General features: G+C 74.1%; 21 protein-coding genes. 8 read left to right on the top strand and 13 right to left on the bottom strand.

Features of this window, described 5'->3' with window-relative positions; translation table 11 throughout:
* Positions 1 to 73: 73 nt before the first annotated feature.
* Positions 74 to 1,510, top strand: coding sequence for a GH1 family beta-glucosidase (locus EBO36_RS04950; protein ID WP_122823631.1), 1,437 nt, complete (start codon positions 74 to 76; stop codon positions 1,508 to 1,510).
* Complete coding sequence (locus EBO36_RS04945; protein WP_122823630.1) at positions 1,507 to 3,306, top strand: gamma-glutamyltransferase family protein; 1,800 nt, start codon at positions 1,507 to 1,509, stop codon at positions 3,304 to 3,306. The genes EBO36_RS04950 and EBO36_RS04945 overlap by 4 nt, the downstream gene beginning before the upstream one ends.
* A 165-nt stretch (positions 3,307 to 3,471) precedes the next feature.
* Here the strand turns inward: EBO36_RS04945 and EBO36_RS15260 are convergent, their stop codons facing one another.
* The gene (locus tag EBO36_RS15260) at positions 3,472 to 3,627 is read right to left on the bottom strand and encodes a hypothetical protein (protein ID WP_164471350.1); all 156 of its coding nucleotides are present in this window, start codon (positions 3,625 to 3,627) and stop codon (positions 3,472 to 3,474) included.
* A gap of 255 nt (positions 3,628 to 3,882) precedes the next feature.
* On the opposite strand from EBO36_RS15260, the gene EBO36_RS04940 reads away from it, so the two are divergent.
* Positions 3,883 to 4,155: a hypothetical protein gene (locus EBO36_RS04940; RefSeq protein ID WP_122823629.1), complete on the top strand. Its 273-nt coding sequence runs from the start codon at positions 3,883 to 3,885 to the stop codon at positions 4,153 to 4,155.
* Between the two features lie 40 nt (positions 4,156 to 4,195).
* Here the strand turns inward: EBO36_RS04940 and EBO36_RS04935 are convergent, their stop codons facing one another.
* Positions 4,196 to 4,876, bottom strand: coding sequence for a potassium channel family protein (locus EBO36_RS04935; RefSeq protein WP_122823628.1), 681 nt, complete (start codon positions 4,874 to 4,876; stop codon positions 4,196 to 4,198).
* A 4-nt stretch (positions 4,877 to 4,880) separates the two neighbouring features.
* Complete coding sequence (locus tag EBO36_RS04930) at positions 4,881 to 6,311, bottom strand: TrkH family potassium uptake protein (RefSeq protein WP_122823627.1); 1,431 nt, start codon at positions 6,309 to 6,311, stop codon at positions 4,881 to 4,883.
* An 84-nt stretch (positions 6,312 to 6,395) separates the two neighbouring features.
* Here EBO36_RS04930 and EBO36_RS04925 point away from each other — a divergent pair, with 84 nt between their 5' ends.
* On the top strand, positions 6,396 to 9,650 hold the full coding sequence (locus EBO36_RS04925; RefSeq protein WP_222928774.1) for a DEAD/DEAH box helicase: 3,255 nt from the start codon (positions 6,396 to 6,398) through the stop codon (positions 9,648 to 9,650).
* Positions 9,651 to 9,692: 42 nt separating this feature from the next.
* Here the strand turns inward: EBO36_RS04925 and EBO36_RS04920 are convergent, their stop codons facing one another.
* Positions 9,693 to 10,649: a helix-turn-helix transcriptional regulator gene (locus EBO36_RS04920; RefSeq protein WP_122823626.1), complete on the bottom strand. Its 957-nt coding sequence runs from the start codon at positions 10,647 to 10,649 to the stop codon at positions 9,693 to 9,695.
* 72 nt (positions 10,650 to 10,721) lie between these two features.
* Between EBO36_RS04920 and EBO36_RS04915 the strand changes: the two genes are divergently transcribed.
* Positions 10,722 to 11,807: an ATP-binding cassette domain-containing protein gene (locus tag EBO36_RS04915; protein ID WP_122825457.1), complete on the top strand. Its 1,086-nt coding sequence runs from the start codon at positions 10,722 to 10,724 to the stop codon at positions 11,805 to 11,807.
* The gene (locus tag EBO36_RS04910) at positions 11,804 to 12,589 is read left to right on the top strand and encodes an ABC transporter permease (RefSeq protein WP_122823625.1); all 786 of its coding nucleotides are present in this window, start codon (positions 11,804 to 11,806) and stop codon (positions 12,587 to 12,589) included. The genes EBO36_RS04915 and EBO36_RS04910 overlap by 4 nt, the downstream gene beginning before the upstream one ends.
* A gap of 13 nt (positions 12,590 to 12,602) precedes the next feature.
* On the opposite strand, the gene EBO36_RS04905 is transcribed toward EBO36_RS04910, so the two are convergent.
* Positions 12,603 to 13,211 (bottom strand): dihydrofolate reductase family protein, encoded by a 609-nt coding sequence (locus EBO36_RS04905; RefSeq protein ID WP_122823624.1) that lies wholly within the window; start codon positions 13,209 to 13,211, stop codon positions 12,603 to 12,605.
* 100 nt (positions 13,212 to 13,311) lie between these two features.
* Positions 13,312 to 13,785 (bottom strand): MarR family winged helix-turn-helix transcriptional regulator, encoded by a 474-nt coding sequence (locus EBO36_RS04900; protein WP_122823623.1) that lies wholly within the window; start codon positions 13,783 to 13,785, stop codon positions 13,312 to 13,314.
* A 377-nt stretch (positions 13,786 to 14,162) separates the two neighbouring features.
* On the opposite strand from EBO36_RS04900, the gene EBO36_RS04895 reads away from it, so the two are divergent.
* Positions 14,163 to 14,612 (top strand): HIT family protein, encoded by a 450-nt coding sequence (locus EBO36_RS04895; protein ID WP_122823622.1) that lies wholly within the window; start codon positions 14,163 to 14,165, stop codon positions 14,610 to 14,612.
* Positions 14,613 to 14,625: 13 nt separating this feature from the next.
* Here EBO36_RS04895 and EBO36_RS04890 read toward each other — a convergent pair whose 3' ends face one another.
* From EBO36_RS04890 to EBO36_RS04865, 6 genes are all read right to left on the bottom strand, one after another.
* A complete protein-coding gene (locus EBO36_RS04890; protein WP_122823621.1) occupies positions 14,626 to 15,378 on the bottom strand; it encodes a metal-dependent transcriptional regulator in 753 nt (250 codons plus the stop codon).
* Positions 15,375 to 16,241 (bottom strand): metal ABC transporter permease, encoded by an 867-nt coding sequence (locus tag EBO36_RS04885; RefSeq protein WP_187695845.1) that lies wholly within the window; start codon positions 16,239 to 16,241, stop codon positions 15,375 to 15,377. Before EBO36_RS04885 ends, EBO36_RS04890 begins: the two co-directional genes overlap by 4 nt.
* The gene (locus EBO36_RS04880; RefSeq protein ID WP_122823620.1) at positions 16,238 to 17,089 is read right to left on the bottom strand and encodes a metal ABC transporter ATP-binding protein; all 852 of its coding nucleotides are present in this window, start codon (positions 17,087 to 17,089) and stop codon (positions 16,238 to 16,240) included. Before EBO36_RS04880 ends, EBO36_RS04885 begins: the two co-directional genes overlap by 4 nt.
* Positions 17,086 to 18,018: a metal ABC transporter substrate-binding protein gene (locus tag EBO36_RS04875; protein WP_122823619.1), complete on the bottom strand. Its 933-nt coding sequence runs from the start codon at positions 18,016 to 18,018 to the stop codon at positions 17,086 to 17,088. Before EBO36_RS04875 ends, EBO36_RS04880 begins: the two co-directional genes overlap by 4 nt.
* Before the next feature lie 107 nt (positions 18,019 to 18,125).
* Entirely contained in the window at positions 18,126 to 18,875 is a 750-nt protein-coding gene (locus tag EBO36_RS04870; RefSeq protein ID WP_122823618.1) for a vitamin K epoxide reductase family protein, read from the bottom strand.
* A gap of 65 nt (positions 18,876 to 18,940) precedes the next feature.
* On the bottom strand, positions 18,941 to 20,932 hold the full coding sequence (locus tag EBO36_RS04865; protein WP_122823617.1) for a metallophosphoesterase family protein: 1,992 nt from the start codon (positions 20,930 to 20,932) through the stop codon (positions 18,941 to 18,943).
* 115 nt (positions 20,933 to 21,047) lie between these two features.
* Between EBO36_RS04865 and EBO36_RS04860 the strand changes: the two genes are divergently transcribed.
* Positions 21,048 to 22,523 carry a glutamate-cysteine ligase family protein gene (locus EBO36_RS04860; RefSeq protein ID WP_122823616.1) on the top strand — a complete coding sequence of 492 codons (1,476 nt, stop codon included), beginning with the start codon at positions 21,048 to 21,050 and terminating at the stop codon, positions 22,521 to 22,523.
* Positions 22,524 to 22,590: 67 nt separating this feature from the next.
* Here the strand turns inward: EBO36_RS04860 and EBO36_RS04855 are convergent, their stop codons facing one another.
* Positions 22,591 to 22,992 carry a hypothetical protein gene (locus EBO36_RS04855; protein ID WP_122823615.1) on the bottom strand — a complete coding sequence of 134 codons (402 nt, stop codon included), beginning with the start codon at positions 22,990 to 22,992 and terminating at the stop codon, positions 22,591 to 22,593.
* Between the last annotated feature and the right edge of the window lie 9 nt (positions 22,993 to 23,001).

Here is a 23,001-nt window from a genome sequence, read left to right as displayed (position 1 = left end):
GACGTCGGCCGCCGGGCTCGGCCCTGGGACGTCGGGCCGCCGCAGGCCCGGGCGCGGCGCTAGCGTGATCCTCATGACACCGCAGCCGACTGCCCCCGACGCGCCCTCCTCGCCCTTCCCCGCGGACTTCCTCTGGGGCGCCGCGACCGCGGCGTACCAGATCGAGGGCGCCGTCGCCGAGGACGGCCGGACGCCGTCGATCTGGGACACCTTCAGCCACACCCCGGGCAAGGTCCTCGCCGGGGACACGGGGGACGTCGCGGACGACCACTACCACCGGTACGCCGAGGACGTCGCGCTCATGAAGGAGCTCGCGCTCCAGACCTACCGCTTCTCGATCGCCTGGCCGCGCATCACGCCGGACGTCACGGCCGACGCCCTGGGACCGGTGAACGAGGCCGGCGTGGACTTCTACTCCCGGCTCGTCGACGAGCTCCTCGCCGCGGGCATCACGCCGGCCGTCACGCTCTACCACTGGGACCTGCCGCAGGCCCTGGAGGACGCCGGCGGCTGGACGGCGCGCAGCACGGCCGAACGGTTCGCCGAGTACGCCGCCGTCGTCGCCGAGCGCCTGGGTGACCGGATCACCACGTTCATCACGCTCAACGAGCCGTGGTGCTCGGCCTACCTCGGGTACGGCAGCGGGGTGCACGCCCCCGGGCGGACGGACCCGGCCGCCACGCTCGCCGCCGTCCACCACCTCAACCTCGCGCACGGCCTGGCCGCGAGCGCGATCCGGGCGGTACGGCCCGACGCCGCCATCGGGCTCACCCTCAACCTCGCCTGGGTCCGGCCCGCCAGCGACTCCGCCGCCGACGCCGCGGCCGCACAGCGCATCGACGGCCTGCAGAACCGGGTGTTCCTCGACCCGGTGCTCACCGGCAGCTACCCCGACGACGTCCTCGAGGCGACCGCGTCCGTCACCGACTGGTCGTTCGTCCGCGACGGCGACCTCGCCCTCATCCACGCCCCGCTCGACGTCCTGGGGATCAACTACTACAGCCCCACCCTCGTGCGCGCGTACGACGGCGTCGGCGAGCGCGAGGAGGCGGACGGGCACGGGGACAGCGCCGCCAGCCCCTGGCCGGCGTGCGAGGACATCGAGTTCCCCGCCCAGCCCGGCCCGTACACGGACATGGGCTGGTCAATCGACCCCCGGGGTCTCACCGAGCTGCTGCTGCGGATGCACCGCGAGCACCCCGGCCTGGACCTCATGGTGACGGAGAACGGGGCCGCCTTCCCCGACGCCGTCGGCCCCGACGGCCAGGTCGCCGACGACGACCGGATCGCCTACCTGCGCGACCACATCGCGGCCGTCGGCGACGCCATCGCCGCCGGTGCGCCCGTGCGCGGGTACTTCGTCTGGTCCCTGCTCGACAACTTCGAGTGGGGCTACGGGTACTCCAAGCGGTTCGGCATCGTCCACGTCGACTACGCCACGCAGCAGCGCACCCCCAAGGCCAGCGCCCGCTGGTACGCCGCCACCGTCCGCACCCACGCCGCCTCATGACGTACACCGCCCCGCCGGCGTTCACCACGCGGCCGACCCTCCAGGGCACGTTCGGGATGAGCGCGACGACCCACTGGCTGGCCACCGGGTGCGCGCAGTCCGTCCTCGAGCGCGGGGGCAACGCCTTCGACGCCGCGGCCGCCGCCGCGTTCGTCCTCCACGTCGTCGAGCCGCACCTCAACGGCCCCGGCGGCGACCTGACGGCGATCTTCGCCACGGCGCAGGACCGGACGCCGACCGTGCTCATGGGCCAGGGACCGGCGCCGGCCGGGGCCACCCGGGAGCACTTCCTCGCCGAGGGCCTCGAGCTTGTCCCGGGGTCGGGGGCCCTGGCGGCGGCCGTCCCGGGCGCCGTCGACGCCTGGCTCGTCCTCCTGCGAGACCACGGCACCTGGGAGCTGGCCGACGTCCTCGGCTACGCCATCGCCTACGCCCGCGACGGTCACCCGCTCCTCGAGCGCGTCGGGGCGACCATCGCCGCGGTGGCGCCCCTCTTCCGCGAGCACTGGCCGTCCTCGGCCGAGCGGTGGATGCCCCACGGACGCCCGCCGCGCGGCGGCGAGATGGTGACCAACGAGGCCTACGCGCGCACCCTCGAGCGCCTCGTCGAGGCGGGGTCGGCGGCCGGGGACCGTGCGGGGCGCATCGAGGCCGCGCGCGCCGAGTGGCGCGGGCCGATCGCCCGCGAGGCCGTGGAGTTCGCGCGGGTCCCGCACCGCCACTCCGCCGGCACCGACCACGCCGGGGTCATCGACGTCGCCGACTTCGCCGCCTTCTCGGCGGGCTACGAGCCGGCGACGACGCTGGAGTTCCGGGGGCACACCATCGCCAAGACCGGCGCGTGGGGGCAGGGACCGGCGCTGCTGCAGACCCTGGCGATCCTCGACGGGTTCGACGACGACCGCCTCGACCCGTCCACCGCGCTCGGCGCGCACACGGTCCTCGAGGCGCTCAAGCTCGCCCTGGCGGACCGCGAGGCCTACTACGGCGACGACGACGTGCCCCTCGACGCCCTGCTCTCCCCCGACTACGCCGCCCAGCGCCGGACGCTCATCACCGACCGCGCCTCGGCCGAGCTGCGCCCGGGCCGGGTCGCCGGCCGGGAGCCGTTCGTGCCCCCGCTGCGCACCTCCTACACCCCGCCGGCGGGAGGCGGGTCGAGCCTCGCCGGCCTCGGCGAGCCCACCGTCGCCCCGACGGGCGAGACCCGCGGCGACACCTGCCACATCGACGTCGTCGACCGGTGGGGCAACATCATCTCGGCGACCCCGTCGGGCGGGTGGCTGCAGTCCTCGCCCACGATCCCCACCCTCGGCTTCTGCCTCGGCACGCGCCTGCAGATGTGCTGGCTGGAGGAGGGCGCGCCGACCACGCTGCGGCCGGGCCTCCGGCCGCGCACGACGCTCACCCCGACCCTGGTGCTCACCGGGGGACGCCCGACCCTTGCGCTGGGCTCGCCGGGCGGGGACCAGCAGGACCAGTGGCAGCTGCTGTACCTCCTGCGCACCCTCGTCGGCGGCTACTCACCGCAGGCGGCGATCGACGCCCCGATGCTCCACACGACGTCGGTGCCCGGGTCGTTCTGGCCGCGCACCTGGGAGCCGGCGGGCGCCGTCGTCGAGAACCGACTGGGCGAGGACGTCATCGCCGATCTCGAGCGGCGCGGGCACCGCGTCACCCGGTCCGGGGACTGGACGCTCGGGCGGCTGTCCTGCGTGGGCGTCGACCCGGCGACCGGCGTGCTCAGCGCGGCAGCGAACCCGCGCGGCATGCAGGGGTACGCCGCGGGGCGGTAGCCGGCAGAGCCGTGCCGCCGCGCGCCAGGCCGTGCGGCGCCGGGCCGTGCGGCGCCGGGCCCGCGCAGGCCGCGCTGCGCGGCGGGCCGCTGGGCTGCTCGCGCCGCGGCTGCCCTGGTCGCCGCCGCGCAGCCGGCCCGCCGCCGTGTCCCGGCGGTGAGCCGGTCAGCGGCCGGTCCGCCGCTGCGCCCGGCGCCGGACGCGGGTGCTGCGGCGCGCGCGGCGGAGCCGGTCGGTCGGCCGGTGCTGGAGGTAGAGGAAGTCCGCCACCGACATTCCCCTGCTTCGGGCGGAGAAGTCGCCCAGCATGATGGGGTTCATGGTCTTCTCCTTTCGTCGTCGCCGACGGCGGATCCGCCGGCATGAGGGCATGGCGCAGCACGCCGGGTGATGCTCCCGGCGAGGTGAGAGGTGTGCCGACGCGGCACGCGGGATGTCGCGGTCAGCGCACGTCGGTGAAGGCCATGGACGACACCCTGGCAGCCGCGCACGGCCGCCGTCATCCCTTTTTCTGCCCCGTAAGATTCGGCGGTAGAAATGGGACGCCTGTAGCCGAACGGCGCTACCCTCCCGCCCATGGGCGAGCTGACGATGCGGACGGCCGCGCGGTTGGCGCGGACCCATCTGCTGGTCGTCTACCGCGCGCTGCGCACCGGCCGGCTGCACGGGGAGCGGCTCACCGAGCACGAGTGGTCGATCCGTGAGGAGTGCCTGCGCGCCTGGATCGGCCGCCAGCCCTGCGGGCACGACGGTGCGGTGCCGGCCGCGGGCGGCGCTGCACCGGCCGGCAACGACGCTCTACCGGCCCCGGACGGCTCACCCGCCGGCCCTGCCCCCGCGAGCGGCTGACCGCCGAACCGCGGGAGCGGCTGATCGCCGAAGCCGCCCGCTACCGCATGTCGATGAAGCGCTCCGCCACCGGGGCCGGGCCCATGACGATGACGGTGTCGTCGGCGCGGAGGACGGTCTCCCCGGTCGCGTGGCCCCAGCTGCCGTCGGGCTGGCGGACCGCGACGACGTTGAGGTTGTGCTTCTTGCGGAAGCCCACCTGGTCGAGCGGCTTGCCCACCATCGACGCGGGCGCGGTGGCGGTCACCATCGCGAAGCCGCCGCCGACGTCCTGGTAGTCGGCGAGGGACCCGCGCAGCAGGTGCGCCACCCGCCGCCCCATGTCCGCCTCCGGGTAGACCACGTGATGCACACCGAGCTGGGCGAGGATCTGCCCGTGCGGCGCGGTGATCGCCTTCGCCCACACGTGCGGCACCTCGAAGCGGAGCAGCCACGAGCTCGTGAGGATCGAGGCCTCGACGCTGGAGCCGATGGCGACGACGGCGTGGGTGAAGTCCCGCACGCCGAGCTGGTGGAGGACCTCCTCGCGCGTGGCGTCGGCCCGGACCACCCGGGTGAGGCGCCCGTTGAGGTCCTGGACGATGTCCTCGTCGGAGTCGATCCCGAGGACCTCGACGCCGTCGCGCGCCAGCTCGAGGGCCAGCGACTGGCCGAACCGGCCCAGGCCGACGACGACCACCGAGTCGTTGGGCCGCAGCGTCGTGACGCGTCCGCGGGGCATGTGGTTAGCCAATGACGGGTCTCTCCTTGGGTAGTTCGTACATGAGCCGGCGCGAGCGCAGGGCCAGCGCCGAGGCCAGGGTCACGGGCCCGACCCGGCCGGCGAACATCATCACGACGAGGAGCAGCTGACCGGCGTCGGGCAGCTGGTGGGTGATGCCCGTGGACAGACCGACCGTGGCGAAGGCGGAGATCACCTCGAAGAGCAGCTGGTCGAGGGTGAACTCGGTCATGATGAGGAGCGTCCACGTCCCCGCCATGACGAGCGCGACGGCGAGGAGCGCGACCGTGATCGCCTCGCGGTGCACGGAGCGCGCGAGCCGCTTGTCGAAGATGTTGACCGCCGTCCCGCCGCGGACCTCGGTGACGATGATCGCGAGGAGCACGGCGAACGTCGTGATCTTGATGCCGCCGCCGGTGCTGGCGGGTCCCGCGCCGATGAACATGAAGACGTCCTGGGCGAACCACGTCTGGGTGTTCATCGCCGCGACGTCGAGGGAGTTGAAGCCCGCCGTGCGGGTGACGACGGCCGCGAAGAACCCGGCGAGGAGCTTGCCCGTCCAGGGCAGCGGACCGAGGGTGTCCGGGTTGTTCCACTCCAGCGCCGTGATCGTCACGACGCTGACGACGAGGAGCGTCACCGTGCCGGCGATGACCACCTTGGTGTTCATGCTCCAGCGCCGGGGCGTCCGCAGGTGCCGGCGGAGCTCGAGGAAGACGGGGAAGCCGAGCCCGCCGAGGATGCACGCCGCGGCGAGCGGCAGGCACACCCACGGGTCGAGGACGAATCCCATGAGGTTGTCCGAGTACAGGGCGAACCCCGCGTTGTTGAACGCGGAGATCGCGTGGAACACCCCGTGCCACAGCGCGCGACCCAGGGGGTAGTCGTACCCGAGGACGAAGCGCAGCACGAGGACGACGGCGATCACCGCCTCGACGCCGACCGCGATCCGCGCCACCCCGAGGAGCACCCGGCGCAGGTCGGCCATGCTCAGGGCGCCGAGCGAGGCACTGGTCACCATGCGGGAGCGCAGGCCCAGCCGGCGGGCGAGGAGCACCACGAGCAGCGACGCGGAGGTCATGATGCCGAGCCCGCCGACCTGGATGAGCGCGAGGATGACCACCTGCCCGAAGCCGCTCCAGTAGGTCGCGGTGTCGACGACGACGAGCCCGGTGACGAAGACCGCCGACGCGGCGGTGAACAGGGCGTCGAGGGCCGTCGCCCCGCCGGCCGCGTTGGTGGCCGCGGGCAGCACGTCGGCCGGCGGGTGGTCCGTCACGGAGACGGGGAGCATGAGCAGCGCCGTGCCGACGGCCAGCGCCACGGCGAAGGCGAGGACGATCACCTGCCCCGGGCGCGTCACCGGGGACCGCAGGCGGTGGGGGCGCCCCGACAGCAGGGGACCGATCGAGGGCACCGCTGAAAGGTAGACCATCCCGGCATTCGATCCTGACGCTTTCCCTACGGTGCGCCCGGGCGTGGGCACGCGCTGTCAGCCCCCGCGCCTAGCCTGGGCACCGTGGACCCGACACCGCCCGACGAGTGGGCACACCTTCCTGGCGACGGCGAGATCCGCTCGGCGCTCGGTGCCCAGACGTACGAGCGCGGTGCGGCCTACGTGCGCGCCGGTCGGGTGACCAACGTCCACGGCAACGCCGGACGTGGCGCGATCCTCGGCACCGTCGCCGGCAGCCGCCCGCTCCCCTACCAGGCCATCGTCCTTGTCGGCGGCGCCTCCGCGGGGCGGTCGGTGTTCGGGCGCTGCACGTGCCCCGTCCAGATCAACTGCAAGCACGTCGCGGCTGTGCTCATCGCCGCACGCGAGGAGGCCGGCCTCTTCGCCGGCCCGCCCGTGCCGGCCTGGGAGCGCGCCCTCGCCGACGCCGTCCGGCGCGACCGGGCGGCGGAGGGGGACGCCGTCCTCGGGCTCCTCGTCGAGGTGGTGCCCGGCGGGACGCTGGGCACGGGCGGCTCCGGGCTGCGGCTGCGGGTCCGCCCGGTCCTGCCCGGCAAGAAGGCGCGATGGGTCAAGCAGGGCGTCTCCTGGCGCACGCTCGAGGCGGACTACGCCCGGCGCTACCCCGACCGGCAGCGCTCGGCCCTCAACGCCCTGGCCCACACCCACCGGGCGCGCAGCTCGGGCTACTACTACGGGGACGCCGTCCTCCTCGACGAGTTCGGTCCCGAGCTGTGGCCGCTGCTGCACGACGTCGTCGACGCCGGTGTCCCGCTCGTGGCGGACAAGGGGCTGCCCGGCCCCGTCCGGCTGGCCCCCGGGCCCGTCCACCTCAGCCTCGGCCTCACTCGTACCGACCCCGACGGCCCGGCGACGCTGGCCCCCGTGCTGGGCGAGCACCCCGGGCGGGTGAGCCTGCTGGGCACGCCGGCCCACGGCGTCGTCGTCGAACCGCCCGACGGGCTCCACCCGCTCTCCGCCGCCGGCGAGGCGGGGCTCCTGCTGGCGCCGCTCGCCGAGCGGGTGGGCGAGGACGTCGCCCGGCTCATCGGCCGCGGACCGCTGTCGATCCCCGCCGACGACGTCGAACGGTTCGTCCGCGAGTACTACCCCCGGCTCCGCCGCGTCATCGCCGTCGGCTCCCCCGACGGGTCGGTGGACCTGCCGCAGGTGGCGCCCCCGCGGCTGGTCGTCCGGCTGACCTACACCGCGGACCACGGCCTCACCGTGGCGTGGGCGTTCCGCTACGACGACGACGCCGCCCGCGACGTCGGCATCGGCACCGAGCCGACCGCCCAGGACCTGCGCGACGCCCGGGCGGAGGCACGCCTGCTCGCCGGGCTCACCCTGCCCGCGCCGTGGGACGCCCGCCTGCGCTCACCGGTCGGCCGGCTCGAGCCCCGCACCGAGCTGCGGGGCTTCGACGCCGCCGTCTTCACCGAGGAGGTGGTCCCCGCCCTGCGCGAGCTGCCGGGCCTGGTCGTCGACGTCGTCGGCTCCCCGCCGGAGTACCGGTACTCCGACTCCGTGCCCGTCATCAAGGTCTCGGCGATCGACACCGACGACGCCGACTGGTTCGACCTCGGGGTCCAGGTGGAGCTCGACGGGGAGCGCATCCCGTTCCGGGCGCTCTTCGTCGCCCTCGCCCGCGGGGAGCGCCACCTGGTGCTGCAGTCGGGCACGTACTTCACCATCGACCGGCCCGAGCTCGACCAGCTGCGCCGGCTCATCGAGGAGGCCCGCGAGCTCACCGACGCCGACGCCGAGGGCCTGCGGATGAGTACCTTCCACGTCGGGTTGTGGGAGCAGTTCAGCGAGCTCGGCATCGTCGAGGAGCAGAGCTGGCGCTGGCAGGACCGGGTGGAGCGGCTCCTCGGCGCGGACGGCGCCGAGGAGGTCGCCGTGCCGTCGACGCTGCACGCGGACCTGCGCCCCTACCAGGTGGACGGGTACCGGTGGCTGAGCCACCTCATGGACGCCGGCCTGGGCGGGATCCTCGCCGACGACATGGGCCTGGGGAAGACGCTGCAGACCCTCGCGGCGATCTGCCGCACCCACGAGGCGGGCCGGCTCGACGCGCCGGTGCTCGTCGTCGCCCCCACCAGCGTCGTCGGCGGCTGGGCGAGCGAGGCCGCCCGGTTCGCGCCCGGCCTGCACGTCGCGACGGTGGCCGAGACGCAGGGCAAGAGCGGCGTCCCGCTCGCGGAGCACGTCGCCGCCGCCGACGTCGTCATCACCTCCTACGCGCTGTTCCGCATCGACTTCGACGCCTACGCGGCCCTCACCTGGAGTGGCCTGGTCCTCGACGAGGCCCAGTTCGTCAAGAACCACCAGGCGAAGACCTACCAGTGCGCCCGCACCCTGGCCGCGCCGTTCAAGCTCGCCATCACGGGCACCCCGCTCGAGAACAGCCTCATGGACCTGTGGTCCCTGCTCTCCATCGTGGCGCCGGGGATGTTCCCCGACCCGCACCGCTTCGCGCAGACTTACCGCATCCCCATCGAACGCGGGGGCGACGCCGAGCTGCTGCGCACGCTGCGCCGGCGGATCGGCCCGTTCATCCGGCGCCGGACCAAGGAGCAGGTCGCCACCGAGCTGCCGCCCAAGCAGGAGCAGGTGCTCACGGTGACGCTCAACCCCCGGCACCGCCGGATCTACGAGACCCACCTCCAGCGCGAGCGGCGCAAGATCCTCGGCCTCATCGACGACATGGACAAGAACCGGTTCACCATCTTCCGCTCGCTCACCCTGCTGCGGCAGCTGAGCCTCGACCCCACCCTCATCGACGACAAGTACGCGGGCGTGAGCTCGAGCAAGGCGGACGCCTTCATGGAGAACCTCGAGGAGGTCATCAGCGGGGGCCACCGCGCCCTCGTGTTCAGCCAGTTCACGACGTTCCTCAAGACCGTCCGTGACCGCCTCGACGCCATGGGCGTGGACTACTGCTACCTCGACGGCACCACCCGGCACCGCGCCCGGCGGATCGAGGAGTTCAAGACCGGCAGCGCCCCGGTCTTCCTCATCAGCCTTAAGGCCGGCGGCTTCGGCCTCAACCTCACCGAGGCGGACTACTGCTTCGTCCTCGACCCGTGGTGGAACCCGGCCGTGGAGACCCAGGCCGTCGACCGGGCCCACCGCATCGGGCAGGACAAGACCGTCATGGTCTACCGGCTCGTGGCCGCGGGCACGATCGAGGAGAAGGTCATGGAGCTCAAGGCCCGCAAGCAGGACCTCTTCGACCGGGTCATGGACGACGGCGACGCCCTCATGTCCTCGCCGCTGAGCGCCGACGACATCCGGGGGCTCCTCGCGGGCTGAGCGCGTGGGACGCGCCGACGTCGCCGGACCGGACCGCGGCCGCTACACCGCCTCGGCGACCCGGACCCCGAAGACGCGCAGGGCCTCGGCGACCTCCGGCGCGCACGTGATCGTCCAGGGGATGTCCGGAGGGATCCACAGCAGCCCCGAGAGGAGCTCGGGGACGAGCGTGCCGCCGATCGGCCAGTCCACGGTGCCGTCGCCCGCATCCCGCGCGCCGCTCGACCACGGGCCGAAGTAGTCCCGCACCTGGTCGAGGGAGGCCCGCAGGTGCACCACCGCCTCGTAGCGGTGCCGCACGCTGTGGTGCGCGACCCGGACGAACTCCGCGGCGTCGACGGCGGGGAGCTCCCGGGGCGTGAAACGGGCGCCCGTCGCCTGCAGCTCCCCCATCCGGTCGATCCGGAACGTGCGCCAGTCGGCGCGGTCGACGTCCCACGCGACGAAGTACCACCGCCGGTCGTGCGGGACGAGCGAGTGCGGCTCCACGTGGCGGGCCGAGGCCGTCCCGACGGCGTCGGTGTACCGGAACCGCAGGCGCTCGTGGTCCCGGCAGGTGAGCGCCAGCTGCGCGAGCACCGCCGCGGCGATGCGGGCGTCGGGGCGCACCGAGGGGATGGTGTGCTCCTGGAGGGCCGCCACCCGGCGACGGAGGTTGCGCGGCAGGAGCTGCTCGAGCTTGGCCAGCGCGCTGAGCGAGGTCTGCTCGCCGTCGCCCACCCCCTGCACGGCGGCGGTCCGCAGCCCGACGGCGATGGCGACGGCCTCGTCGTCGTCGAGGAGGAGCGGCGGCAGGTTGCTCCCGCTCTCCAGCTGGTACCCGCCCGCCGCGCCCGGCTGGGCGATGACCCGGTAGTCCAGCTCGCGCAAGCGGTCGACGTCGCGGCGCAGCGTGCGCTCGCTGACCCCCAGACGCTGGGCCAGCTCGGCGCCCGTCCAGAACCGGTGCGTCTGCAGCAGGGAGAGCAGGCGCAGGGCACGCGCCGTCGGATCCGACATGTCCGAAAATCTACGCCGCACCCCGGACAGGATCTGGCCGCATTGGCTCCTAGCGTCCCCGCTATGACTTCCATCATCAGCGCCCGCGGGCTGAGCAAGCACTTCTCCGGACCGGGGAAGACCACCGTCGTCGCCGTCGACGACCTCACGATGGACATCGAGCCCGGGACGCTCACCGCGTTCCTCGGACCCAACGGCGCCGGCAAGTCGACGTCGCTACGGATGCTCACCACACTTCTTGAACCCACCGGCGGCACCGCGCGCGTGTGCGGGTACGACGTCGCCGAGCAGCCGGCGCAGGTCCGCGCGAGCATCGGCTACATCGGCCAGAAGAACGGGGCCGGCCAGTACTACCGGGTGCGCGACGAGCTCCTCAGCCAGGGCGCCCTCTACGGCCTCGGCCGCGTCGAGCGGCGCCGGCGGGTCGACGAGCTCATCGACGTCCTCGACCTCGGTGAGGTCGCCAAGCGGCCGACGATGAAGCTCTCCGGCGGCCAGCGGCGCCGGGTGGACATCGCCCTGGGGCTCATCCCGACCCCACGCCTGCTCTTCCTCGACGAGCCCTCGACCGGCCTGGACCCGCAGTCCCGCGCCCACCTGTGGGAGCACATCCTCGCGCTGCGCGAGCGGTACGAGATGACGCTCGTGCTCACCACCCACTACCTCGACGAGGCGGACCAGTTCGCCGAGCGCGTCATGGTCGTCGACCACGGCCGCATCATCGCCGACGACACCGCGCCCCGCCTCAAGGCCGAGCTCGCCGGGGACCGGCTCACGCTCACCGTGACCGGCGACGCGACCGGCGCCGTCCAGGTGCTCCGGCGCGCCGCCGAGGACTCCGGGACTGCCGACGCCGCCGTCGTGACGACGCCCGTGCCGGAGGGGACCCGGCTCGTCGCCGCCGTCAACCACGGCGACCGCGTCCTGCCCGGGCTCCTCGCCGCGCTGCGGGAGGGCGGGTCCGACGTCGTCGCGGTCGAGCTCGACCGTCCCACGCTCGACGACGTCTTCCTCACCCTCACCGGCCGCAGCCTGCGCGAGGACCGCCACGACGTCCCCGCGCCGGGCGAGGAGGTCGTCGATGGTGCCGCTGCCGGGCCGCCCGCCTCCCCGACCACCTCCCCGACCACTTCCCAGACGTCCGGAGCCCGCTCATGACCACCGCCCTCGGCGCCACGGCCCGCCCCTCCGGCGTCCTCCAGGACACCGCCAACGTGTTCGTCCGCGAGCTGCGCCCGGTCCTGCGGGACCCCTTCAGCCTCGTCTTCTCCCTCATGCAACCGCTGGTGTTCCTCGCGTTCTTCGGCCCGCTGCTCAGCGGCATGACCGGCCTCCCGCTGGCAGACTCACTGCAGTGGTTCGTCCCCGGCATCATCGTCATGATCGCCCTGTTCGGGACGGCGATGACCGGGTCCAACCTGCTCTTCGAGATCCAGGGCGGCTCGCACGAGCGCATGCTCGTGGCGCCCGTCGCCCGCTCCGCGCTCATGGTGGGCCGGGCGCTCAAGGAGATGGTGCCGCTCGTCGTCCAGGCGGTCGTCATCACCGGCGTCGCCTCGCTGCTCGGCTTCCGGCCCGACCTGCCCGGCATGGTCGTCGGGCTGCTCATCCTCGGGGTGTTCGGGCTGGGGCTCGGGGCCCTGAGCTACGCCCTCGCCATCGCCGCCCGCGAGCGCGACTGGATGTTCTGGACCGTCCAGCAGGGCCTCATCTTCCCGCTGATGATCCTGTCCGGGATGCTCCTGCCCCTCGACACGGCTCCCCGGTGGATGGAGGTGCTCTCCGCCGTCAACCCGCTGACCTACATGGTCGACGCCGAGCGGGCCCTCTTCAACGGCGCCTTCGGTGACCCGGCCGTGTGGCAGGGCGCCGTCGCGGCTGCGCTCCTCGCCGCCCTCGGCCTGACGGTGGGCGTGCGGACCATGCGGCACAGCATCTGAGCGGCGGGGTGCCTCACTCGAGCGGGAACGACCCCGTGGTGGGGTCGCCGGCCGGTTCGTAGACGGTGAGGGTGACGCCGGTGCCGGTGGCGGCGTTGCTCACCAGCCGGAACGCCGCGGGCACCGTGCCGGGGCCGAACAGCCGCTTCCCCGGTCCCACCACGAGGGGGAAGGTGAGCACCCGGAAGCGGTCGACGAGCCCGGCGGGGATGAGGGTCTGCAGCAGGTCGGCGCTGCCGTGGACCTGGAGCTCGGGGCCGTCCTCCTGCTTGAGGCCGGCGACGTACTCGCCGACGTCGCCCTCCATGAGCACCGCCTTCTGCCACCCCAGGGCGGGTCGGCCCCGGGAGGCGACGTACTTCGTCGCCGCGTTGAGCTGCTCCGCGCCGGGCTCCGTCGCGCTCGGCCAGTACGACGAGAAGATCTCGTACGTCGTGCGCCCGAGGACGAGGTCGAACGGCCCGGCCATGAACTCGTCCATGAACGCGTCGATCGCGTCGTCCCAGAACGGCACGGCCCACCCGCCCTTGGTGAACCCTCCGGAGTCGTCCTCGCCGGGTCCGCCGGGCGCCTGCATGACGCCGTCGAGGGTGACGAACGTGCTCACCACCAGTTCTCTCATCGCCTCGTCCTCTCGTGCCGGCCTTCGTGCTGTCGAAAGCAACTGACCCGCGGGCCGGTGAGAACTCATCGGCGGCGCGGGGTGCCCGCGGGGCGGGGGTTCAGAGGCCGGGCTGGGCGTCGCGCAGCTTGCGGGTGAGCCGGGCCAGCTCGGCGAGCTCGGCCTCGTCGAGCGCGCCGCCGACGTAGCACCGGATCGAGCGGACGTGCCGCCGCCCGATCTGGTGCTGCAGCTCGGCGCCCTCCGCGGTCAGCTCGACCACCACGCCGCGGCCGTCCCCGGGCGCCGCCGCCCGGCGGACGAGCCCGCGCCCGGCCAACCGGTCCACCATCCGGCTCAGGCTGGGCTGGCTCAGGAGGATCCGCTCGTTGAGCTCCCGCATCCGCAGGGCGCCGGCCGGCGCGAGGCTCAGCTGGAAGAGGACGTCGTACTCGCGCGTCGCCAGCGGCTCGAAGTCGCCGTCGTGCTCGAAGCGCCGCATGAGCGCGACCTGAGCGCGGAACAGCTCCTCCCACGCCTCGGCCGCGGCGCGCGTCCCGGACGGACGCCCGTCAGCCGGCTCGTCGTCGGCCATGGTCCTCCTCGGTCCGGGGGGGGCGGTGGGCGGGGGCGGTGGCGCCGAAGCACCGGGGCGCGGTGGCGCCGAAGCGCCGGTGGGCGGGGGCGGTGGCGCCGAAGCTCCGGTGGCCAACCTACGGCGTCTCGCGCGCACCGGCCTGGGCCGCGCCGCCGTCGGGCGAACCTCGCGCGGGGCGCAGCCCCGCTCAGCCGCACTCTCTCGCGCCCGCACCCCGCTCAGCCGCACTCTCTCGCGCCCGCACCCCCCCATGCCGCAGCTATGGGTGAGAAATCGGTGCCTATACCGCTGCGACCTCACCCGTTGACGGCGCAACCGCGCCCGGTCGCCGGCGGCCGATCGCGCCGGGGACGCGCCCCGGGGAAGATGAGGGCATGAGCACCGTCTTCACGAAGATCATCGCCGGCGACATCCCCGGCCGGTTCGTATGGGCCGACGACGTCTGCGTCGCCTTCCTCACCATCGCTCCCATCACCGACGGGCACGTGCTGGTGGTCCCCCGCCAGGAGATCAAGCAGTACACCGACGCCCCCGACGAGCTGCTGAGCCACCTCTCCGTCGTGGCGAAGCGGATCGGCCGCGCTCAGCAGCGGGCGTGGGACGCACCGCGGGCCGCGGTCATCGTCGCCGGCTTCGAGGTGCCCCACCTCCACCTGCACGTCCTGCCGGCCTGGGACGAGGCGTCCCTGAGCTTCGCCAACGCCCGCTCCGACGTCTCCGGCGAGGCCCTCGACGCGGCGGCCGAGCGGCTGCGCGCCGCGCTGCGGGACGCGGGCCTGGGCACCACCATCCCGGCCGAGCTGGGATCCGCCGAGCTCGACTGACGGGCCGGGCCGGTCAGCGACCGACCCAGACCGCCGCTACGACGGGGTCGCCGAGCTCGACGGTCCGCCCGGCAACCGTCGTCCGCCCGGCCTCCGCCGTCCGCCCGGCCTCCGCCGTCCGCCCGGCAACCGTCGTCCGCCCGTCCCCCGCCGTCGGGCCCCCGACGGAGAGGACGGTGGTGCCCGCGAAGGCGCGCCGCTCCACCACCCGGACCGGGACGTCGAGCACGAGACCGGCGTCCGCGAGGAGCCGGAGCACCTGCGGCTCGGCGTCGGACAGGCGCACCACCGGCCCGCCCTCCCCCTCCGCGACGTCGTGCAGCGGCACCCCGGCCGGCGCCTCGACCGTCCCGTCGGCCCGCGGGATGGGGTCGCCGTGGGGGTCGCGCAACGGGTGGCCGAGGAGGGCGTCCAGGCGTTCGACCAGGAGGTCGGACACCGCGTGCTCGAGCACCTCCGCCTCGTCGTGCACCTCGTCCCAGGCGTACCCGAGCTGCTCGACGAGCCACGTCTCGAGCAGCCGGTGCCGGCGGACCATCGCCAGCGCCGCGTGGCGTCCCTCCTCGGTGAGCGTGATGCCGCCGTACCGCTCGTGGTGGACGAGCCCCTCCTCGGCGAGCCGGCGCACTGTCTCGGACGCCGTCGAGGCGGACACCGCCATCCGCGTCGCGAGGGCGGAGACGGTCACCCGCGCGTCACCCCACTCGCCCACGGTGTAGACCGTCTTGAGGTAGTCCTGGGCGACGTTCGAGCTGGGGACGCTCACGCGGCCACCGCCTCTCGCACGGGTCGGGTCGCGGTGCGGCGCCGCCGGGCGAGGATCGTCACGACGTAGGCGGCGGTGAACGCCAGGCCCTGCGCGAGGACGACCGTCCCGCCGACCGAGGTGTCGAGGTAGTAGCTCGCGTAGATCCCCACCACCGCGCAGACCGCCGCGGTCACCGGCGCGATGACGAGCATGCGGCTGAACCGCCGCGTGAGCAGCGTCGCCGTGGCCCCGGGGATGATGAGCATCGCGACGACGAGGACCACGCCCACGGCCTGCAGGCCCACCACGCTGGTCACCGCGAGCAGGCCGAGGAGCAGCGCGGACAGCCGCCGCGGGTTGAGCCCGACGGCGTGGGCGTGGGTGGGGTCGAAGGCGTGCAGCGTGAGGTCCCGCCGCTTGACGAGCGCGATCACGACGGCGAGGACGCCGAGGACGAGGACCTGCCACAGCTCGGCGTCGGTCACCCCGAGGACGTTGCCGAAGAGGATGTGGTTGAGGTCGATCTGGCTCGGCACCACCGAGACGAGCACGAGCCCCAGCGCGAAGAGCGTGGTGAACACGACGCCGATGGCGGCGTCGGCCTTGACCCGCGTGGACTCGCGGACCGTCCCGATGAGGGCGACGGCGCCCACCCCGAAGACGAGCGCCCCGACGGCGAAGGGCAGGCCGACGACGTAGGCGAGGACCACCCCGGGCAGGACGGCGTGGGAGACCGCGTCCCCCATGAGCGACCAGCCGATGAGGACGAGCCAGCAGGACAGGACGGCGCACGCGACGGCGGCGACCAGTGTGACGGCGAGCGCCCGCTGCATAAACTCGAAGGCGAGCGGCTCGGTGATCCAGGCCAGCGCGGCGCTCATGAGGCCTCCTCGGCGGGCGCGGGGACGGGCGCGGCGGGCGCGGCGGCCGGCGCGGCGGGTGCGGGGACGGGTGCGGGGGCGGCGTCCGAGGCTGCGTGCGCGGGCGGGACGGCCTCGGTGGCGGCGTCGTCGCCGAAGGCGAGGGCGAGCATCTCGGGGCGCAGCACCTCCTCCGGTGCGGCGTGCGCCAGCACGCGGCGGTAGAGCAGGACGGCCTCGTCGCACAGGGTGCGCAGGCCGGCGAGGTCGTGGGTCGCGACGAGCGCGGTCGTCCCCTGCGCCGCGAGGTCGCGGAGCAGGCGGGTGATCGTCGCCTGGCTGGCGGCGTCCACCCCGGCGAAGGGCTCGTCGAGGAGCAGGAGGCGGGCCTCCTGGGCGAGGGCCCGGGCGACGAAGACGCGCTTGCGCTGCCCGCCGGACAGCTCCCCGATCTGGCGGCCGGCGAGGCCCTCGAGGCGCAGGGCGGCGAGCGCGCGGTCGACAGCGTCGTGGTCGGCGCGGCGCGGCCGCCGCGCGAGGCCGAGGTGCCCGTAGCGTCCCGTCATGACGACGTCGCGGACGCTCACCGGGAACGCCCAGTCGACGTCCTCGCTCTGCGGGACCCACGCCACGGCCGCCCGCCGGCGCGCCTGCTCGGGCGTGGCGCCGAGCAGGCGCACGCGCCCCGAGCCGGCGCGGACCGTGCCCATGATGGCCTTGAGCAACGTCGACTTGCCGGAGCCGTTGACGCCGACGAGCCCGCAGATCCGCCCGGCGTCGAGGCGCAGGGTGGCGCCGTCGAGGGCGACGACGTCGCCGTAGCGCACGACGAGGTCCTCCACCTCGAGGACGGGGCCGGCGGCGCTCATGCGCTCGCTCCCGAGAGCCCGGCGACGATGGTGTCGACGTCGTGCCGGAGGAGGTCGAGGTAGGTCGGGACCGGACCGTCGGGCTCGGAGAGGGAGTCGACGTAGAGGGTGCCGCCGACGACGGCGCCGGACTCGTCGGCGACCTGGCGCTGCATCCGGTCGTCGACGGTGGACTCGCAGAAAACGGCGGGCACGTCGTTCTCCCGGACGGTGACGATGGTGCGCGCGACCTGCCGGGCCGACGTCTCGCCGTCGCTGTTGACCGGCCAGAGGTAGGCCTCCCGCAGCCCGGCGTCGCGGGCGAGGTAGGCGAACGCGCCCTCGCAGGTGACGAGCACGCGGGCGGACTCGGGCAGGCGCGCGACCTCCGTGACGAGGCGGTCGTGGACGGCACCGAGCTCGGCGCTGTAGTCCGCGGCGCGGGCGCGCACGCCCTCCGCCTCATGGGGCACGAGCTCGGCGAGCGCGTCCGCGATGGCGCGTACGTACTCCTGGCCCGCCCGCGGCGACATCCACGCGTGGGGGTTGGCCTCGCCCTCCGACGCCCCGCTGCCGATGGCGATGGGCTCGATGCCCTCGGTGAGCACGACCCGGGGAGCCCCGGTGCGCTCGATGAGGTCGTCCGCCCACGCCTCGAGGCCCAGCCCGTTGTCGAGGACCAGCGCCGCCCCCTGGGCGCGCCGCAGGTCCTCGGGCGTGGGCTCGTAGCCGTGCACCTCCACGCCCGGCCGCGTGATCGACTCCACGCGGACGGCGTCCCCGCCGACGACGCCCGCCATGTCGGCGAGCACCGTGAACGTGGTGAGCACGAGCGGACGCGGGTCCTCGGGCTCGGGCGCGGCATCGGCGGCCGGCGCGGTGCACCCGCCCAGGGCGACGACGGCGAGGGCGGCCACAGCGCCGGCCGCCCGAAGAGAAAAGTTCGGCACACCGAAACCGTAGGCGTGGCCGGGCGGTCATGCACGTCCGGCAGCGCCCGGCACCGGTACCGCCGCGCTCGGGTGTGGTGGGAACGAGCGGGCGAGAGAACGGGCCGTCAGAAGACGAGCGACCACTTGTCCCAGAAGACGACGACGATGGTCGCGACCAGCACGAGATACCAGGCCGTGACGATGAGCCACCGCTCCTGCACGAGGAAGCGGCGCAGCCCCTCGGGCGCGGGGACGTGCCCCGCCTGGACGCCCCGGGCCAGGACGTTGACGACGACGGGGATGGTCACCGCCCAGACCACCATGCAGTAGGGGCACAGTCCGCCGAGCGAGGCCATGCTCTGGTACTGGAACCAGGTGATCGCCCCGGCCGCGGCGACGGTGCCGGCCATGAGCGCGACCCAGTACCAGCGCGGCAGTCGGGCGCCGGCGAGCAGCACGACGCCGGTCGCCGTGAGGAAGGTGAAGGCGATCGTGCCCAGGAGGGCGTTGGGCACGCCCAGCGCCGCGGCCTGCCAGCTGGTGATGAACTCCCCACAGCCGATGAGCGGGTTGAGGTTGCAGGCGAGGCTCGCGTTCGGGTCGGCGAGGATCGCGCGCTCGGAGAGGACGAGCATCACCGAGGCCCATACCCCGATCGCACCGCCGATGGTGAGCAGCCAGGCCAGCCCGCGCGGGGCGCCCCCGGCGAGCTGGTGCTCGCTCGGGCGGGCCGGGTCGAGATCTGCGAGGTCGTCGTCGAGGTCGTCGTCGAGGTCGTCGTCAAGATCGACGATCTCACCCTGCGACCGGCTCGGCCCGGAGCGAGGCGCCCCGCCGTCGTGCTGGGCGCGGGACTGCTCGTGCTTGACGCTCACGTCGTCTCCCCTCTCGTGCCGAACCCGCACAGTATGCGCGCCCCGGGACCGTTGTGGTTGAAGGTTCAGCCTTCGGACGGCGTGGCCGCCGGGCTCTCGGCACCGCTACCACCGCCGCCGTCACCGCTGCCACCATCACCGCTGCCGCCGTCGGCGGCCTCGGCCTCGACCTCGGCCTCGGCCTCCGGGAGAGCCGTCCACGGCCCGAGGCTGACCGAGGCGTCGGGCGCGACGGTGACGAGGCGGTAGTCCATCGCCCGCCCGGTCACCGCGTCCACCCGCAGGACGGTGAGCGCCGCCTCGCCGTTGAGCGGACCGATGGTCGCCCCACCGCTCACCGCCCCCGCCGAGCTCGACGACACGTACCGCACGCCGCGCCCGTACGGCTCGGGCCCCTCGCGCCGGTGCCAGTGGCCCGACAGCGCGAGCGGGGCGCAGCCCTCCTCGAGCGCCGGCATGGCCGCGCGGGGGTTGTGGACGAGCAGGAGGTCGATGGTGTCGCCGTCGTCGGCGGCCTCGCAGGCCGTCGCCGCCAGGCGCAGCCCCATCTCCGGCACGGTCTCCTCACGCTCGGGCTGCGTGCCCGAACCGACGGCCGTGAGGGTGGGGTCGGTGTCCCCGAGGATCCGGACGCCCGCGACGTCGACGACTCGCCCGTCGAGGACGGTGTACCCGGCGTCGCGGAACTGCTCGGCGGTCTGGACGCTGTCGTGGTTGCCCGGGGCGACGACCGCCTGCACGCCGTCCGGCAACGCCTGGGCGAAGGCGTTGACGCAGTAGGACTCCACGCTCGTCCCGCTCATCACGGTGTCGCCGGCGTCGAGCAGGGCGTCGGCGCCCGCGAGGTCGACGAGCGCGCCGACGACCGGCGCCATCCCCACGTTGCAGTGCAGGTCGGAGACGACGACGAAGGTCACGGGCTCGGGCTCGACCTCCGGCTCGGACGGGGTCTCGGAGGCCCCTTCCGTCGGCGTCCCCGACGGCGACCCCGCCGGCGTCCCGGACGCGCCCACGGTCGCAGACGGCGTCCCGGACGCGCCCTCGGTCGCAGACGGCGAGCCCGCTGGCGTCTCCGACGGCGTCTCCGGGCCGGCCGTCGCGGACGGGGTGGCGTCGCCGGTGGCCACGGCCAGCGGTGTCGCCGAGGGGTCGGGCGCGCGGGGCGCGGGATCGTCCTCGTACGCGGCCGCGAGGTTGTCCTGCACCTGGGCGTAGAACTCCTCGTTCTCGCGGTACGCCTCGACGACGTAGCTGCCGTAGGTGTCGACGAGCGAGCCGAGGCGGCCGGTGATCCGCACCTCCTCGAGGGGCGTGTCCGCGAACGCCTCCACCCGCTGACCGGGTGCCCGCTCGTCCCCGGCGAGGTCGACGGCGGTGGCCATCCCCAGGCCCACGACGAGGACGACGACAAGGGCCGCGACGCCCGGCCGCCTCAGCGCCTGGGCGACCTCCGTGCGCAACAGGCCGCGCGAGGCGAACCGCGCCGCCGCGATGAGCAGGAGCAGGGCCGACCACGCGATCACTGTGCGGCCCAGGGCATCCCCGACCAGGCCGTCGACGGCACTCGAGATCGCCGCATCCGGGGCGGAGAAGAACTGGACGTACGCCGCGAGGTCGCCGGCGAGCCCGGTGACGGGGTTGGCGGCCACGGCCGTGAGCTCGGCGGGGATCTCGTGGACGACGACGTCGACCCCCAGCGGCCGCACCGGCGACTCCAGGATCACCGACCCGAGCGGGCCGAGGTCGATGGCGACGTCACCGCTGAGCGTCACCGAGTAGTCCGCCTCGTGAGGCCCCAGCGAGGACCGGGTGGAGGCGGTGAGCACGCCGTAGCCCGCGGCGATGACCAGGGTGACGAGCAGGACCACGCCGGCCCGCACGGCCTTGCGCGTCGTGGGCGTCAGCTCGTGCCACCACGGCAGCAAAGGCTGCCGCTCGCGCCCGGTGCCGGCGGCGTCGGGCGCGTCAGAGCCGACCGGGTCGGGCGCGTGCGAGCCGGCCGCGTGGGAACCGGGCGCGTCGGGGCCGGGCGGGGCGGCGTCGGGCTCTGGGCTCATCGGACCTATTGTGGCGCCCCGGGCGCGTCGCCACGCGGCACGTGATCGGCTGACCGGCGCAGCGAGATGTGGTTCCCTCAGTCATTCGCCGCTGGACCGTGACGCAGGAGGTGCGATGGGTGAGGAGATCCGGTCGCGGGAGTTCACCCGTGCCGACCACACGCGCTACCGGCAGGCCGTCCGCCGGTGCCTCGACACGCTCGAGGCGATGCTCGAGGCCGGCTCCTTCGACGAGCACGAGTGGCGCACCGGGCTGGAGATCGAGCTCAACCTCGTCGACGCCGACCTGCGCCCCCACTTCGGCAACGCCGAGATCCTCCAGCGCATCGACGACCCGCTCTACCAGACCGAGCTGGGCCTGTTCACCATCGAGCTCAACGTCGAGCCGCGGCAGATGGACGGCGCGTCCCTCGTCCACTTCGAGGAGTCCCTGCGGGAGAACCTCAACCGCGCCCGGGACCGTGCCCGCGAGGCCGGCGCCGACATCGTCATGATCGGCATCCTGCCCACGTTGTGGCCGCCGGCCGAGGGCCGCGCCTGGCTCACCGACAGCGCGCGGTACCGGGCCCTCGACGACGCCGTCATGGGCTCGCGCCGGGAGGACATCGTCCTCGACATCGGCGGCCCCGAGCCCCTGCAGATGACGATGGACTCCATCGCCGCCGAGGCGGCGTGCACGTCCACGCAGCTGCACCTCCAGGTGAGCCCCGCCATGTTCGCCCACTACTGGAACGCCGCCGAGGCCATCGCCGGCCCCCAGCTGGCGCTCGGCGCCAACTCGCCCTTCCTCTTCGGGCACCAGCTCCTCGCGGAGACCCGCACCGAGGTCTTCCTCCAGTCCACCGACATCCGCCCGCCGGAACTCCGCAACCAGGGGGTGCGCCCGCTCGTCCACTTCGGTGACCGCTGGGTGACGTCGATCTTCGACCTCTTCGAGGAGAACGTCCGCTACTTCCCCACGCTCCTGCCGCAGACCAGTGACGAGGACCCGGCCGAGGTGTTCGCCGCCGGCGGGACCCCGAGCCTGGCCGAGCTGCGCCTGCACAACGGCACCATCTACCGCTGGAACCGGCCGATCTACGACGTCCAGGACGGCTCCCCGCACCTGCGCGTGGAGAACCGGGTCCTGCCCGCCGGGCCGACCGTGGTCGACACCATGGCGAACGCGGCCTTCTTCTTCGGTGTCGTCTCCGAGCTGGCCCAGGACGAGCGGCCGATCTGGACCCGCATGTCGTTCGACGCCGCGCGGGAGAACTTCGAGGCCGGCGCCCGGGACGGCATCGACGCGCGCCTGTACTGGCCCAAGGTCGGCGAGGTGCCGGCGGACGAGCTCATCCTCCGCCGCCTGCTGCCGATGGCCGCGCGGGGGCTGGAGCGCCTGGGCATCCCCGCGCCGATCGCGGACCGCTACCTCGACATCCTCGAGGCGCGGGCCCGGCTCGGGCGCAACGGGGCGTCGTGGCAGGCGGCCACCGTGCGCGCGCTCGAGGGTCGCGGCATGCGGCGCCCCGAGGCACTGCGCACCATGCTCGCCGAGTACACCCAGGGGATGCAGGCCAACGAGCCGGTCCACACCTGGCCGATCCCGTAGCGGGCCGCCCCGGACCGGTCGGTCAGGCCGGCGACACGGTCAGACCGTGCCGCCCCGGACCGGTCGGTCAGACCGGCGACGCCATGAGGCCGCCGATCCACGAGGCGACACAGACGAGGAAGACGTACACGCCGATCGCCACCGCGGCGACGGCGGGCCAGCGCGGGAGGTGGCGCTGGCTCAGCGCCACCGTGCCGAGGACGGCGGCGCCGACGGCGAGGATGAGGCTCACGAAGAGCGAGACGGAGGTGTAGACGTCCCGGTTCGCCTCGGCCGTCGTCTGCAGCGTGATCGAGTAGATGATCTGCCAGGCCGCCAGCACCGCGGCGACGGCCAACCCGACCCAGGAGACCCGGCTCTGCGCGCCCTGCTCACCGCGCTTGCCCGGTGTCGTCGCCGTCGTCGTGCCCTCGCTGCGGCGCGAGCGCCCGAAGCGTGCCGTGCGGCCCGCGGGCTCCTGCTCGGTCATTCCGGTCCC

Source organism: Georgenia faecalis (assembly GCF_003710105.1).
Lineage (GTDB): Bacteria > Actinomycetota > Actinomycetes > Actinomycetales > Actinomycetaceae > Georgenia_A > Georgenia_A faecalis.
This window is presented reverse-complemented; position numbering and strand designations above follow the sequence as displayed.